The sequence below is a fragment of the Desulfobulbus alkaliphilus genome (genome assembly GCF_016918545.1).
GTDB classification, from domain to species: domain Bacteria; phylum Desulfobacterota; class Desulfobulbia; order Desulfobulbales; family Desulfobulbaceae; genus Desulfobulbus; species Desulfobulbus alkaliphilus.
This window is the reverse complement of the sequence record NZ_JAFFQC010000033.1, coordinates 22,311-37,632: the sequence shown is the minus strand read 5'-3', so window position 1 is coordinate 37,632 and position 15,322 is coordinate 22,311. Positions and strand designations below refer to the sequence as shown.

Genomic DNA, 15,322 nt, shown 5'->3' with positions numbered 1-15,322 from the left:
GGGATATGGGGGAGGCGGATGGACTGGTACGTTCATTGTTCGCTGATTGGTTGGCAACAAGGGGCAGGGGAGGAGCAACCAGGAGCAAACCGCAGATGAGAACGGCAACAAGTCGTGTCCGGACCAGCCAATGACAGTGAGGCGGCGGGGGATATTCGTTTCGGGTGATCTTCATGTGCGCACAGTGAGTCTCGGGGGCCCCGAGAACTGACCCTCAACCACATAGAGAAAATGGAGAAGGTTGGTTGAGTCAGCAGACAGGTCGCAGGGGAGGAGCTTGCCTGCACCGATGACCGGGTGTCGACCGACCCCAAAAGAAAGCAATCGCCGGGCCGATTTGTTACCATCATCCTGAATCAGTGACGGCTGGACTCTTGTTTTGGGTATATCTTGCTGCAAGCATGTTATATTTGCAACTAAACCCTTGAAAAAAACTTTCAACAGCCGCCCTTCGGGGCATTCGTCCGCACGCCATCTTCATTGCCCGTAACCGTCCGATAAAGTATAATTTAATCGAACGGTTACGAACAACGAAGCTGACGCACGGTCGAACGCTCACGGATTCAGGATCATCTAACCTTTTATCTAAAAAAAAGTGATTGGAGCGTCAATGGTTATTTCTATGAAGAGCTTTACCTAGCCTGGGTCCGTGAGCGAATGTCTCCAAGGGCGGCTGGTGAAGGGCCTTATCAAGGATTTCGCTACAATTATAAGATGATGACAGCTTGATATATCCATAACAAGAGTCCAGCCGTCACGGATAGAAGGGGAGATGTTGCATGGACAGAAAAAAATGGCAGGGGATGATGGCAACCATTGTGCTGGCTGGAGCAGCCCTGTGGCCGGTTGGCCCGATCTGGGCGGAGTCGGAGCGGATCACGGTTCTGATCGCATCGGATCTGTCGGAGTGGGAGGAGAAATCCTTCCAGGGGAGCACGGAGTATTCAGTGGTTGACAGTGGTACCGGGCCGGCTGTACGAGCCTTCAGCAACGGCAGTGCCTCGGGCTTGTTCAGAAAGGTGAACGTCGATCTTCACCGCACACCTTTTCTCCACTGGTCCTGGCGTATTGAGAACGTCCTGGACAATGATCAGGAGTGGAGCAAGGCGGGTGATGACTATGCGGCGCGGATCTATGTGGTGTTCTCCGGCGGGGCCTTATTCTGGCGGACTCGGGCCCTGAATTATGTTTGGTCCAGTCATCAGGAGGTCGGCAGCGTCTGGCCCAATGCCTATACGAGCAATGCGATAATGATTGCGCAACAGAGCGGTGACGGCCTGAGCGGCCGCTGGGTCACGGAAAGCCGTAATGTTCTGGCCGATGCCCAGCGTCTGCTGGGATCACGGTATACGCACCTGGATGCCATCGCCATCATGACTGACACCGACGATACCGGCCAGCAGGCCGTTGCCTATTACGGTGATATCTATTTTTCCGGGGAACATCCGTAAGCAGTGGGGTGCCCAGGCAAGGGGAGCCTTGCCCGGGGTGACATGGACTACTCAGGTACGAGTCAACTGGCGGTAGCGGATGCGGTGGGGCTGGTCGGCATCAGCGCCCTTACGGGTCTTATAGTCGCGCTCGTAATCAGAGTAGTTGCCCTCGAACCAGACGACTTCGGAATTACCTTCAAAGGCCATGATATGGGTGGCGATGCGGTCTAAAAACCAGCGATCGTGGCTGATGATCACGGCGCAGCCGGCAAAGTTTTCCAGCGCTTCTTCCAGGGCACGCATGGTGTTGACATCCAGATCGTTGGTTGGTTCGTCAAGGAGGAGCACATTGGCTCCCTCCTTGAGCATGCGGGCCAGGTGCACCCGGTTGCGCTGACCACCGGAAATTTCGCCGACCTTGTTCTGCTGGTCACTGCCGGTGAAATTAAATCGGGCGACATACGCACGGGAATTGACCTCACGGGTCCCAAGCCAGACGGTTTCCTGTCCTTCGGAGATGGCCTGCCAGATGGTCTGGTTCGGGTCGAGGGTCTCCCGTGACTGGTCCACATAGGCGAGCTTGACGGTTTCACCGATGCGAATGGTGCCGGCGTCGGGCTGTTCCTGGCCGGTGATCATCCGGAACAGGGTCGTCTTACCGGCACCGTTGGGCCCGATAATGCCGACAATTCCGCCGGGCGGCAGGGAGAAACTGAGGTTCTCCATCAGCAACCGGTCGTCATAGGCCTTGCTCACGGCCTGAGCTTCGATGACCAGTTTGCCAAGCCGAGGGCCGGGGGGAATGTAGATTTCCACCTCACTGCTGGATTTTTCCTTCTGCTGGTCAAGGAGTTTTTCGTATGCGGTGATGCGGGCTTTGGATTTGCTTCGGCGTCCTTTCGGGCTCATCCGGATCCATTCCAGTTCGCGCTGCAGGGTGCGCTGACGTTCACTCTCTTTTTTCTCTTCCTTGGCGAGCCGTTTTCCTTTCTGTTCCAACCAGGATGAGTAATTGCCCTTCCAGGGGATGCCCTGGCCACGATCCAACTCCAGGATCCAGCCGGCAACGTTATCGAGAAAATAGCGGTCATGGGTCACGGCGATGACCGTGCCCGCATATTTTTGCAGGTGTTGTTCCAGCCAGGAGACCGATTCGGCATCCAGGTGGTTGGTCGGCTCGTCGAGGAGCAGGATGTCGGGATTTTTCAACAGGATCCGGCAGAGTGCCACCCGTCGTTGTTCCCCGCCGGAGAGAATTCCGGTCTTGACCTCGGCCGGCGGACAGCGCAGGGCGTCCATGGCCATCTCCAGGCGGCTGTCCAGGTTCCAGGCGTCCATGGCATCGAGTTTGTCCTGGACTTGGGCCTGGCGGTCCAGCAGGGCCTGCATGGCGTCATCATCCATGGGTTCGGCGAACTGCTCATTGATGGCGTTGAATTCATCGAGCAGGTCAACCGTTGCCTGGGCTCCTTCCTCCACTATTTCACGCACGGTCTTTTCCGGATCGAGCATGGGTTCCTGGGGCAGATAATCAACGGTATAGCCCTCGGAAAGGGCGGTTCTGCCCTCATATTCCCTGTCTATGCCGGCCAGAATGCGCAGGAGGGTACTTTTGCCCGAGCCGTTCAGGCCCAGGACCCCGATTTTGGCCCCGTAAAAGTAAGACAGGGAGATATCTTTGAGGATCTGCTTCTGGTTGTATCGTTTGCTCACTTTGATCATCGAATAGATGATCTTGTTTGGTTCGTTGCTCATATCGCGTTGCTTCCTCTGGTGCGGATCAAAAATGGGTCCACTGAAAATTCTTGCGCCTTGTGCTTTGCACTTTCCCCTCGCTCTCCTGGGGCGAAAAAGGGGTATAAGGCTTTCCTTCAGTGTGTTTTGTGCTATAGTACCCGGAATGCGTATTTCCAGCAATTCCTCTCGCCCTCCCGCCACACTTGCCGCCTTGCCTGAGTTCAGCCGGTTTCTCTGCCCTGGCGTGCATGCCAGTTGCGGGTGCATACGTTCGTTGTCCTGGGAAAAAAAGCTCTCTGCTATATGAACAGGTCCTGTCGTATTCGTCCTGTTGTCTCTGCGGTCGATCATGACCAGCATCCCGATTCTGAAGGTATCCTGGACCCGTGAGCATTGGTCCGTCAGCTTTATCGGACGGTTACGGGCAAGGGAGAAGGCGTGCGGCCGGACGCCCCGAAGAGCGATTGGTGAAGGGTATTGTCAAGGATTTCACTAAAATCACGATATGGTTACAACGAGATAAATTTTAAACAAGCGTCCAGTCGTCACGGATTCAGGATAATGAAAACATAAAGAAACAGAGGAACTCTACATGGAATTTTTACAGGAAAAAAATATATGGGTCTATGCATTTATATTCTTTGGTAAGATAGTCGAAGTGGCGGTGGCAACGGTGCGGATTGTCTTGATCAACAGAGGTGAGCGGGTCAAAGGGTCGATCATCGCCGCTTTTGAAGTGCTGCTCTGGCTGTTGATAACGGGGACTGTATTGACCGGGTTTCAAGACGACCTGTTCAAGGTTGCCGTATTTGTGGCCGCATTTGCCCTGGGAAATTACCTCGGTTCATGGATGGAGGATAAACTGGCCTTTGGTCTGTGCTCGATTCAGGTCATTGTTCCTGAAAGTGAAATGACCTCCGAGTTAACCACACAGTTGCGTGATAACAAATTTGCCGTGACAGCAGTCAAAGGGACGGGCAAGGATGGGCTCAGAGAGTTGTTGCTTCTGCACATCAAAAGAAAGCGGATACCGCTGGCAACGAGGATCATCAAGGAAAGCATGGACAAGGCGGTCATTATTGTCAATGATGCCAAGGTGATCCATGGTGGGTTTATCAGAAAATAAAAGTGTGGGGAAAAGGTTCGGGAAAGTTTATCCGCCAAGAGAATTCACAAACAGTATCCTGGATCCGTGAGCGTTCGAATAAAGTAGATTTTATCGGATGGATACGGGCGATGGAGATGGCGTGCGGACGGCCGACCCGAAGAGCGGCTGATGCAGGTTGATTTTTTGGATTTCGCTGTAATTATGATTTGATTACAGTAGGATATGTCCAGGATAAGCGTCCAGACATCACAGGTTCAGAAGGAGTGAAAATTGGCAAGACTTGCCTTTTTCACTTTCTCCATCGATGCTTAATAATTGTTGACACTTTTAATCGGCAGGTGTAAAAAATAAAAAACTGACTAATCGCTCAGTGCAATAAACTGATTGCCTTTGCGAAAAACAGGGAACTCGAGGCAGGAAGGAGAAAAGCATGCGGATTTTGTTGGTGGATGACGAAGAAGAGTTGGTTTCCGCCATGGCTGAAAGACTGACCTTGAGGGGATTGAGCGTGGACTGGGCCAGGACCGCCGAACAAGCGTTGGAAATGGTTCAGTACAGGGATTATGAGGTGGCTGTGGTCGACATTAAGATGCCGAAGGTCAGTGGGCTTGAACTCAAAAAACGCTTGGAAGCCATTCGGCCAAGCCTGCGTTTCATTTTTATGAGCGGGCACAAATCCGCGAATGTTCTTGCCGATACACAAGGTGAGCTCAGCGATTCCAACTACTACTTGCTCAAGCCCTTGGATATCAATCACTTACTATATAAAATCAATGAATTGACGAGCGGTTCAGGTCGATAATGTGTGCATGTTCGTTAACTTTTTTAATTGATTCTGGTCTTGGAGTGATGAAGATGACGAAAGAACAGAATGTGCCTGGGGAAAGGGATATCTGCTTTTTCGGCACGGTGACGGCTTCCATTTCTCATGAAATCAAGAATGTGTTGACCACTATCAACGAAACCGCCGGGTTGCTCGATGATTTTGCCTTTCAGGCCCAACGTGCGGAAAGTGAGCTTGATCCATCCCGAGCACGGGATGCCGCTGCCGCCATTGCGCGAAATGTTCGCCGTGCTGACGGGATTGTGCGTAATCTCAATCGCTTTGCTCACAGTACGGATCGAAGTCGTGCCGTCATTGAGCTTGGTGATCTGCTCAATCTTTTTTCCAACCTTGCTGCCCGGTTAGCCGCCAATCGTGGAGCACGTTTGCAGGTAACAAACGAGCTTGGAGATCTGAAAGTACTGACCGCGCCTTTTTCTTTGCTGCATTTGCTGTGGCGGAGCCTGGAATTTGTTCTTGTCGACATGGGCGCTGCGGGTCAAATTCAGCTGCGTGTTTCCGCTACGGCTGGAGAAAATAGCGTCGGGCAGCAGATGGAATTGATTTGGGAGAACAGCACCAAAGAAGCGATGGGATCGGTTGCCGATTTTCCCGGAGAGATCGAAAGAGGGTTGTTGGAGCGTTTGCCGGGGTTGTGCCAATTGAGGCAGGAAAAAGACAGAATAGTGCTGCTGTTGGGGTAAGTTGTGCATGTTTGGCATGCTTACCGTTATTAGTACGGTTCCTGATTGGACCGGTATAACAAAGGAGAAGGGACATGAGTGAAAAAATTTTGTTGATCGATGATGAGGCAGAATTTGTCGAAACTTTGGCAGCTCGAATGCGGACCAGGGATATGTCGGTGACTACCGCTAATTCCGCTGTTGAGGCTTTGGATCGAGACGATATGGACACCTATGATGCCATAATCCTCGATCTGCAAATGCCTGAAATGGATGGTTTGACTGCCTTGGAGAAAATCAAGCAGCGCAATCCAAAGCTTCAGGTGATTATGCTGACCGGCCAGGCGACCGTTGAGAAAGGTGTTCGAGCCATGAAGATGGGAGCCGTGGATTTGTTGGAAAAACCGGCTGATATGGAAGAGCTGAATCGGAGGATCAAGGAGGCCAGCAATCGGAAAATGGTCCTGGTCCGAGAAGAAAGTGAAGACAAAATCAAGGAGATCATGTCCCAGTTTGAAGTCGGATTGAGTGTCTCTTCCAACTGTTAAATGAAGTCCTTTTCAGTGACAGGTACAGAGAACCGACTGGAACGTAAACAAGTGTATCGGGTTACTTATGCCCATCAAGAAACGAGATATTCTCTTCTGGATCGAGGTGTGCTGACGAATTTATGTAGTCGCAGGCAGAGGGGTCCTGTTGCAACCCTGGATCCGTGAGCGATCGTCCGTGCGTCAGCTTTATTGTCTGTGACCGTTCGATCAATGGAGACTTTACCGGACGGTTAAAGGCGATGAAGATGGCGGACGGACGGATGCTCTGGAAGGCGGTTGATGAAGGGTATTGTCAAGGACTCCGCTGCAATTAAAATCTGAGTACAGCAAGATATATCAAAAACATGCGTCCAGTCGTCACGGATGCAGGTGGTTGCGTACAGCCGGAATGCCGGCCGAGGGCTCATTCGGGTCGTTTTTCTCCTTGCTTTCTTGTCAGGGGCCTGTTTTCCTGCGACCAGGAAAAATATTTCGGAAGAGAAGCGTCATCTGGACGCTTTCCCGACCGGTGGCTTTGAGAAGATAGTATGGAGCGCGACAATGCAGAAACTGCTGCAGATCCTTTTGTCGGTGGCCCTGGCTGCCGGCACCTTGAGTTGCGGTAAACAGGATGGATCCATTTTCACCGGCACAGTCTATCCTCCCACCACGGAGATAACCACGGTTTTTCAGCCCGCACAGGTTCCCGCTCCGTGCCGGGTGTTTGCGGAAGCGCTGGTCTTCGTGCCGCCGGAACTGACAGGAAAAGAAGTCAGCAACATCATCCTGGCCGAGGCAAGGGCAAGAGGGGCCGATGTGGTGCTGGTTGGCCAGACCCGGGAAAGCCGAAAAGATGAAGGCACGCAGTTCATCTATTTCGGTCCGGCGAGAGAGTATCGCAGTGCTGACCAGTGGCGGGGATGGAGATATGGGTACGCTCTGTGGAGCAAACAGGGCGAGTGGGTCCCTGTCGGTTACAGGGAATGGGGAAACGAGGCTGTCTTTTTCGAGATCCCTCTCCTCATGCAGGTAGCTCTGTTACGGTGTCAGTGAAGGGCAATCCTGCCGACCCATTACTTCAGCGTGGACCACACCTGGAGACCAGCGAGCTGGTCTCCAGAAAACCGGCCCGCCATGATCCGGTGCTGGAATCGTTCCTGAGTCGGTGATGGCTGGATGCTTGTCTCAATTTTATTTTGCTTCCATCGGGTTGTAATTGCAACGAAATCCTTGACAATACCGTTCACCCGACGTCCTTTGCGGCGTCCGTCCGCACGTCATCTTCATGGCCCCGTAACCGGCCGATAAAGTCTCCTTTTACTCGAACGGCCACGGACAACGAAGTTGACACGCCGACGTACCCTCACGGACCCAGGTCGTTTGCATCCCGCCGTCCGTCATGGCGGCTTGGTCTTGTTTCTGTACGGCGTTCATCTGGTGCCCGAAAAGCATAAGATGCTGGTGCAGCGAAGGCTGTCAGGAATCCTGTTTTTGCTTCTGAGCGTTGTCATACAGGGCGACAAAATTGATCGGCTCCATCAGAAAGGGCATAAATCCGCCGTCCACCGCCACCTGGCTGACAATCTGGCGGGTGAAAGGGAACAGCATCAGCGGGCAGTCAACAGCGAGAATCCGGGCATGGTGCTCCTGGGGGATATTCTGGAGCAGAAACACGGCGGCATGTTCGAGTTCAACTATGAACATTACCGTATCTTCATTGTTTTTATCGAGGACCTTGGCGGTGATGGCGATGGACACTTCCCAGTGATCGCCGTCAATCTTGCCGTTTTTCAACTGCAGGTTGAAGTCAACCTTGGGGTTTTGGTTTTTGGCCAGAAAGACCTTGGGGGCGCCGGGGCTTTCAAAAGAGAAATCCTTTATATACATCTTCTGCATGCGAAAAACAGGCTGTTCGGGCTGTTGTGCTGTCTGTTCTGTCATGGGTATTCCTTCTTGTTTGAGTCAATGAATATGGATTTCTGGTCGTCCTGCCAACAGTTGGGAGGAACCATGCACCGGGTGCACGTTAATACGATGATCGATCCCGGTTGCTACTGAAATAAGGCGCACCATAACAAGGAAATCCCTCAAGGCAAATTAAAATCAGCCGCTCTATGTCACTTGGCCCGAGGTGAACGGTTACAGGGGCAAGTGATCACAGGCAACCTCAATTTTGCACTATCGTGGTGGCCTCGTGGAGAAGGGCTATGGCGGGCACCTGGATCCGTGAGCGGACGCCCTGTAGGGCGGTGGGTGAACGCGCACTATGAAAAATGCATCTACACGTATACCTGTATCCTGATTACAGACAAATAGATCCAAAATAAGATCCAGCCGTCACGGATTCAGGGGGCAGCCATCTTGTTACAGAAGTTGCCGCAGGAACTTGCCGGTGTAGGAGTGCGGGTGGGCGGCAACCTCCTCCGGTGCACCGACGGCGATGACCGTGCCGCCGCCGCTGCCGCCCTCGGGACCGACATCGATGACATAATCGGCTGTTTTGATAACATCGAGGTTATGTTCGATGACCACCACGGTGTTACCGGCATCGACCAGCCTCGAGAGCACCTGGAGCAGATGGCGGATATCAGCAGGGTGCAGGCCGGTGGTGGGTTCGTCGAGGATATAGAGGGTTCTGCCGGTGGAGCGCCGACTCAGCTCCCTGGCGAGTTTGACCCGTTGCGCCTCCCCACCCGACAAGGTGACCGAAGACTGGCCCAGGGAAAGATAGCCGAGGCCCACATCGGCAATGGTCTGCAGGCGGTTGCGAATCGGTGGCACATTCTGGAAAAATTCCAGGGCTTCCTCAACGGTCATGGCGAGAATCTCGGCGATGTTTTTTTCCTTGTAGCGGATGTCAAGGGTCTCCTCGTTGTACCGCTTGCCCAGGCAACGTTCGCAGGTCACATAGATATCGGGGAGAAAGTGCATGGCGATCTTGAGCACCCCATCCCCCTCGCAGGTTTCACAGCGGCCGCCCTTGATGTTGAAGCTGAAGCGGCCTGGTTTATACCCGCGCGCCCTCGATTCAGGCAAGCGCGACAGCAGTTCCCGTACCGGGGTCATGACCCCGGTATAGGTGGCCGGATTGGATCGAGGGGTCCTGCCGATGGGGCTCTGGTCAATATCGATCACCTTGTCCAGGTTTTCCAGACCGGTCAGGAGCTGCGGTCCCTGCCGGTACCCTCTGGGATCGAAGAAAAAGCGCTGCGCCTCCTGGAACAGAGTCTCGATGACCAGTGAACTTTTACCGGAGCCGGAGACCCCGGTGACGCAGGTCATGACGCCCAGGGGAAAGCGGACCGAGAGGTGCTGCAGATTGTTGACCGTGGCCCCCTGAACCTCGACGCCATGGGTTGCACCTTGGCGGATGGGACGTCGTTGCACGGGGACATCGATTTTGAGGCGGCCGGAAAGATATCCGCCGGTGAGTGATTGCGCGCAGTCCAGCAGGCCCGCAACCGGGCCGGAATAGAGGATTTCGCCACCATGAACGCCAGCTCCGGGACCGATGTCGAGGACATGATCGGCGCTGGCGATGGTGTCGGCATCGTGTTCAACCACGATGACTGTATTGCCTAGATTACGCAGATTGACAAGGGTCTTGATGAGTTTGTTGTTATCGCGCTGATGCAGGCCAATGCTCGGTTCATCGAGAATATAGAGAACACCGGCCAGGCCTGAACCGATCTGCGAGGCCAGACGGATGCGCTGCGCCTCGCCACCGGAAAGCGTGCCGGCTTTGCGGTCAAGGGACAGATAGCCCAGGCCGACCCCCTGGAGGAAAAAAAGTCGCTCGCGGATCTCCTTGAGGATCGGCCGGGCGATGGTTGCACCACGCTGGTCGAATTCCAGATTATCCAACTCGCTGATCAACTGCTCGATGGCCAGGCGGGTAAGGTCGACGATGGACCAGGGGCCGATGGTCACCGCCAGGGCTTCCGGCTTCAGCCGGGCCCCGCGGCAGGTCGGGCAGGACTGCTCGTTCATAAAGGATTCCACCTCCTCCCGCATCCGGTTGGAGGTGGTTTCGCGAAAGAGACGGTTCAATCGAGGGACGACACCTTCAAAGGCGAGCTGCGAGACCAGCTGCCGCCGGCCTTTGCGATGGATAAATTCCAGTTTCTCCCGCCCGGTGCCATGGAGAAGGCCTTTTTTAACCTTGGCGGGCAGGTCCTGAAACGGTGTGTCCAACGAAAATCCGTAGTGGCGGGAAAAGGCCTCGATCCACTCTTCGGCCTGGGTTGACAATCGCCGCCGACTCCAAGGGGCAATGGCGCCCTCAGGCAGGGAGAGTGAGGCATCGGGAACGATCAACTGCTCGTCGATAAACTGATTGACCCCCAGGCCGCCGCAGGTCGGGCAGGCTCCCTGGGGATTGTTGAACGAGAATAATTGGGGCGACAGCTCCGGCATGGAGATGCCGCAATGATGACAGGCCGCTGATTCACTGAACAAAATTTCTTCACCACTGTCCGGAAAAACAGCGAGCATTGTGCCGGAACCGAGTGCAACCGCGGTGCTCACCGATTCGTCCAGGCGCCGGCGAATCGAGGGTTTGAGCACTAAGCGGTCGACCACGGCCTCGATAAAATGATGTTTGTTTTTGTCCAGAAGGATTTCCTCGCTGAGTTGGCGAATTGCCCCGTCCACTCGGACACGGACAAAGCCTTCCTTGCGTAACCGCTGGAATATTTGTTCGTGTTGTCCTTTTTTCTGCTTGATCAGTGGGGCCATGAGCAGGACTTTTTCCCCTTCCTGGCGGCTGAGGAGGCTGTTGAGCATATCGTGCACCGACTGGGAACGTATCGGCTGGCGACAATCGGGACAATGCGGTTGGCCTGCCCGGGCGAACAGCAACCGCAGGTGGTCGTAAATTTCCGTGACTGTACCCACTGTGGAGCGCGGGTTTCTACTGGTGGTTTTCTGCTCAATGGAAACCGCCGGGGACAGCCCTTCAAGCAGGTCGACATCAGGCTTGTCCATTTGCCCCAGAAACTGGCGGGCATAGGTGGAGAGTGATTCCACGTACCGTCGTTGCCCTTCGGCATAGAGGGTATCAAAAGCCAGCGTCGATTTTCCGGAGCCGGAAAGCCCGGTAAACACGATCAGTTTGTTGCGGGGCAGGTCCACGGAGATATTTTTCAGATTATGCATGCGGGCGCCGCGAATGCGCAGGTATTGTGGCTCCATGGTCTTAATTCTGCAGTTTTTTCAAGGTGATGAGAGGATTACATGTACAGGGATAATCGTGAATCCGTGACGGCAGGATGAAAGCGCACGGATTCAGGATAATGAAAGAACCAGGGAAAACAGTTGGTGCTCAATGGACACTAACTGATTTTTTTTTGATGTTATCCGGGTGATCGGGCGTTCTGCCCCGGTAACAGGTCAGCCTTGCCAATGATGAAATTGCAGCGGATCGACAGGACAAGGCAAGAGAAAGAGACAATTTCGTTTACCATGGTCCTGGCCTGTGGTAGATTGCCTGTGAACTGTAGCCATGAATTGTCAACAATCAATACTGCAAATAACTCGCCATGTATTTTCAGGATATCATCGCCACGTTGAACAGCTATTGGGCTTCCGCCGGTTGCGTCGTCTTGCAGCCCTATGATATGGAGGTCGGCGCCGGCACTTTTCATCCCGCCACCCTGCTGCGCGCATTGGGTCCGGAGCCCTGGAAAGCCGCTTATGTACAACCTTCCCGTCGACCGACCGATGGTCGCTATGGTGAAAATCCCAACCGCCTGCAGCACTATTTCCAGTACCAGGTCGTGCTCAAGCCGTCACCGCAGGATACTCAGGCGATGTTTCTTGAGAGTCTGGAAAAATTCGGGCTCAATCTCCTCGAGCATGATGTCCGTTTTGTCGAGGACGACTGGGAGTCCCCGACCCTGGGCGCCTGGGGGCTTGGCTGGGAAGTCTGGCTAGATGGCATGGAAATTACCCAGTTCACCTATTTCCAGCAAGCCGGCTCCGTCGATCTCAAGCCCATTACCGTGGAAATCACCTACGGCCTCGAACGTATTGCCATGTATCTGCAGAAGGTTGATTCGGTGTATGATATTGCCTGGAACGCTGAGGTTTCATATGGTGAAATCTATCATCAGGCCGAAAAGGAGTTTTCCACCTTCAATTTCGAGGAGGCGAATGTCCCCGATCTGACAGCCGCTTTTAGCACCTATGAACGTGAAGCCCTGAAACTGGTCGAGAAAAATCTCATCCTGCCGGGATATGATTACTGCCTGAAGTGCTCCCACATCTTCAATCTGCTTGACGCCAGGAAAGCCATCAGCGTTGCTGAGCGGACACGGTATATAGGAAGAATACGCCACATTGCTCGTCAGGTGGCCCAGCGATATGTCGAGCAGCGGGAAGCAATGGGTCATCCGTTGCTGCATCGATGAAACTGACCGATTCCCTCCTCAGGCATTGATACTGTTCACCGGCTGCAAAATGAACCGTACCCATTCACCAGCTCGCCATCCGCGGGCGATCAGGCTGTGGTCGCCAGGTTCACTTCGGCCCGCCGACTTCTCCAGATAAAGACCCTTTTCCGGACATTTTGCTTGGACTGTGGGGTTATCAGGAAAAAAAAGTGGTCTTTTCCTATCATTCAAGGTATGAAAGAAAAAAATTCATTGTTGCATTTTTTAGTTACCCTCTTCTCGTCCTGCTATGGTCTGTTTCGGTTTTGTCGTGGTCCTGTCAACCTATGTACCTTTCTGCTGTCCTGTCGACCGGCAACTGCCCTCGGCGGCGCGCGTACCGTTGAGGCTATTTTGACTGCATGAAGGTTTTCCGCTGTTGCTGTACTGTGCCGCCATGGCCAGAGTTCCTGCTGTCCTGTCCTGTTTCCATCCAGGAAAGTGCGTTCTTTCCGCCAGGGTTGACCATCTCATGGTCGGTTCGATCATTGTGGGGTCAATCGCTCCCGCTCCCTTCGTCTGTCTCGACGGATTGCCACTGTATCCCTGCCATTGTATGAAGATCCGTTGCCCGCTGTTTCAGCGCTCTTTCCTCTTTGCTGCATATTCTGGAGATATCCGCGGGTGATGGCAGCTTTTCTTTTCCTTTTTCTTTTTTTTTTCCCGGAACGTACCGGTCGCTGCCCAGGTGCGCTTTTTTCAACTGCCGGCAGAACCGCGAGGCCCATTTTTCTGTTTTGTATCGAGAACGGTGTTGTCTTGTTCTCCACGTTTTTCCTTGCTACGAGAGACTACGTTCCGCACAGGGGGCTGGGGAAGGAACCGGCTGACTTTATTGGTTTTAATTGTTTTTTTGGGTTTGATGAAAGGATGGACTGCAGTGATGTCGCATGATGGCGACCGCAAAGACTTCAGGAGTTGAGCCCGTATTTAAAAAAGGCCCCGGAGGGGGGCCCCGCCTGTCCAATCGACACAAGGAGGAATGGCAATGGCAGAAGGAACAGTAAAATGGTTTAATGATTCCAAAGGATTCGGCTTCATTCAACAGGATGGTGGCAAGGATGTATTTGTACATCATTCCGCGATCCAGGGACAGGGGTTCAAGTCACTGAAGGAAGGCGAAAGGGTGCAATTTGATGTTGTCAGCGGTGCCAAAGGACCGGCTGCGGAGAACGTCGTTAAACTGTAGACCCCAGGAAGCAGCCATTTGCGCAAGCCCGGCACCATTCCGGTACAGGACCGGAATGGTGCCGGGCTTTTTTTATCCCCAAGGCATGTCGCCGGATAACACCTGGCGGGATATGCGCCCTTTTGAGCGGCCTCTTGCCATTATCTGCGTTCGTGACGGCTAGACATTTATTTTGAATATATCTTGTTGTAATAAGGTGGCAATTGTAGTTGCATCCTTGATGCTACCCTTCACCAATCTCCCTTCAGGGGCGTCCGTCCGCACACCATCTTCCTTGCCCGTACCCGTCCGATAAATTCTCCTTTAATCGAACGCTCACCGATCCAGGTGTTACAAAAGAGGCGAAGCTGTCTGTATCCCCGGCCGGGAGCGCAAAGAGTGCAGGTAATCGGTGAAGACCTCCGACGACAGTTGTTTTAGTGCCCTGCGTGCAGTGATCATGGCTTCATGATTGCCCTGCAGCAGGGCCTGCTCAGCCCTTCTCAGCTGCTCGTAGATCTGTGTTTCCAGGGTCAGGGTGGTTATTTCCTGGTGGATCAGGGGGAGCACTCCTTTGAGAAAACCATATACCGGTGCCAGCGCCGGGCCATATTCACGGATGACTTCAGCAAGCTTAAGATGGCACATGGAGTCAACCAGAACACGATTCGGATCCAGGAGCAGAGCGGTAATGTACACCCCATTGGCAAGCTCTTTTCTGCCTTGCTGCCAGAGAGCATCCGCCAGTTGCCCGTACCAGCGGCCATTTTCCGGATCATTGTGTATCTGGCGGCGGAAAAGGTTTTCCGCCGCCACAGGGTCGTTCAGTTGAAGGTGAAGCCATCCTGCACTCAAATCCGGAGGTATCCAGAAAAGTTCTGCGGTTTCCAGCTTGGTGAGCAGGTTCCGGAACAGGTTTGCTTGCAAAGTCCGTCCGGGATCGGAATCGGAAAAAGAACATTCCTTAATCCGTTGCCACAGGAGCAGGGCTCCGTTTTCCGGATTCTTTTCTTTCAGTTCAAGGAAGGTTTTTTGCCAATAGCTGACCTGTTTCAGGCCCGATTTGGCTTCCTGGTACTCGGGAAAGGCTGAAAGGACCCGGGAAAAATGAGTTCTGGCCGAGGAAAAATCCAAACCGGCCAGGCTGGTGTATCCCTTGCCGGTCTCTGCTAGATGCCACTGAAAAAGATTGAGTTGCATGTGTGAGACTCATACAGCACCTGATCTCTCCACAGCCACTTATCCGGGGCTGGAGACATCAATTGATAAGAATGCCTGAATCCGTGAGCGGATGCCCCGAAGGGCTGCTGGTGCAAGGTATTGTCAAGGATTCTGCTGCAATTATAAATTGATTACAGTGAGATATGTCAACAACAAGCGTCCAGCCGTCACGGATTCAGGGAATGGTG

General features: G+C 53.5%; 12 protein-coding genes. 8 read left to right on the top strand and 4 right to left on the bottom strand.

Annotation, left to right across the window (positions count from 1 at the left end; all coding sequences use genetic code 11):
* Positions 1–779: 779 nt before the first annotated feature.
* Complete coding sequence (locus tag JWG43_RS14585; protein ID WP_205243684.1) at positions 780–1,451, top strand: DUF3047 domain-containing protein; 672 nt, start codon at positions 780–782, stop codon at positions 1,449–1,451.
* Positions 1,452–1,502: 51 nt separating this feature from the next.
* Here the strand turns inward: JWG43_RS14585 and ettA are convergent, their stop codons facing one another.
* The gene (gene ettA, locus JWG43_RS14580; protein WP_205243683.1) at positions 1,503–3,188 is read right to left on the bottom strand and encodes an energy-dependent translational throttle protein EttA; all 1,686 of its coding nucleotides are present in this window, start codon (positions 3,186–3,188) and stop codon (positions 1,503–1,505) included.
* Between the two features lie 574 nt (positions 3,189–3,762).
* Here ettA and JWG43_RS14575 point away from each other — a divergent pair.
* The 5 genes from JWG43_RS14575 to JWG43_RS14555 all read left to right on the top strand — a co-directional run bounded on the left by JWG43_RS14575 (position 3,763) and on the right by JWG43_RS14555 (position 7,367).
* A complete protein-coding gene (locus tag JWG43_RS14575) occupies positions 3,763–4,296 on the top strand; it encodes a DUF2179 domain-containing protein (protein WP_205243682.1) in 534 nt (177 codons plus the stop codon).
* 412 nt (positions 4,297–4,708) lie between these two features.
* Entirely contained in the window at positions 4,709–5,080 is a 372-nt protein-coding gene (locus JWG43_RS14570) for a response regulator (protein WP_205243681.1), read from the top strand.
* A complete protein-coding gene (locus JWG43_RS14565) occupies positions 5,080–5,805 on the top strand; it encodes a sensor histidine kinase (RefSeq protein WP_205243680.1) in 726 nt (241 codons plus the stop codon). Before JWG43_RS14570 ends, JWG43_RS14565 begins: the two co-directional genes overlap by 1 nt.
* 74 nt (positions 5,806–5,879) lie before the next feature.
* Positions 5,880–6,332 (top strand): response regulator, encoded by a 453-nt coding sequence (locus JWG43_RS14560; RefSeq protein ID WP_205243679.1) that lies wholly within the window; start codon positions 5,880–5,882, stop codon positions 6,330–6,332.
* 543 nt (positions 6,333–6,875) lie between these two features.
* The gene (locus JWG43_RS14555; RefSeq protein ID WP_205243678.1) at positions 6,876–7,367 is read left to right on the top strand and encodes a hypothetical protein; all 492 of its coding nucleotides are present in this window, start codon (positions 6,876–6,878) and stop codon (positions 7,365–7,367) included.
* Between the two features lie 423 nt (positions 7,368–7,790).
* On the opposite strand, the gene secB is transcribed toward JWG43_RS14555, so the two are convergent.
* Both secB and uvrA read right to left on the bottom strand, forming a co-directional pair.
* Positions 7,791–8,255: a protein-export chaperone SecB gene (secB, locus tag JWG43_RS14550; protein ID WP_205243677.1), complete on the bottom strand. Its 465-nt coding sequence runs from the start codon at positions 8,253–8,255 to the stop codon at positions 7,791–7,793.
* A 423-nt stretch (positions 8,256–8,678) separates the two neighbouring features.
* Entirely contained in the window at positions 8,679–11,507 is a 2,829-nt protein-coding gene (gene uvrA / locus JWG43_RS14545; RefSeq protein WP_205243676.1) for an excinuclease ABC subunit UvrA, read from the bottom strand.
* Between the two features lie 347 nt (positions 11,508–11,854).
* Here uvrA and JWG43_RS14540 point away from each other — a divergent pair, with 347 nt between their 5' ends.
* Positions 11,855–12,724: a glycine--tRNA ligase subunit alpha gene (locus JWG43_RS14540; RefSeq protein ID WP_205243675.1), complete on the top strand. Its 870-nt coding sequence runs from the start codon at positions 11,855–11,857 to the stop codon at positions 12,722–12,724.
* A gap of 1,009 nt (positions 12,725–13,733) precedes the next feature.
* Positions 13,734–13,934, top strand: a complete 201-nt coding sequence (locus tag JWG43_RS14535; RefSeq protein WP_205243674.1) for a cold-shock protein — start codon at positions 13,734–13,736, stop codon at positions 13,932–13,934.
* Positions 13,935–14,264: 330 nt separating this feature from the next.
* Here the strand turns inward: JWG43_RS14535 and JWG43_RS14530 are convergent, their stop codons facing one another.
* Positions 14,265–15,113, bottom strand: a complete 849-nt coding sequence (locus JWG43_RS14530; protein ID WP_205243673.1) for a hypothetical protein — start codon at positions 15,111–15,113, stop codon at positions 14,265–14,267.
* Positions 15,114–15,322 lie beyond the last annotated feature (209 nt).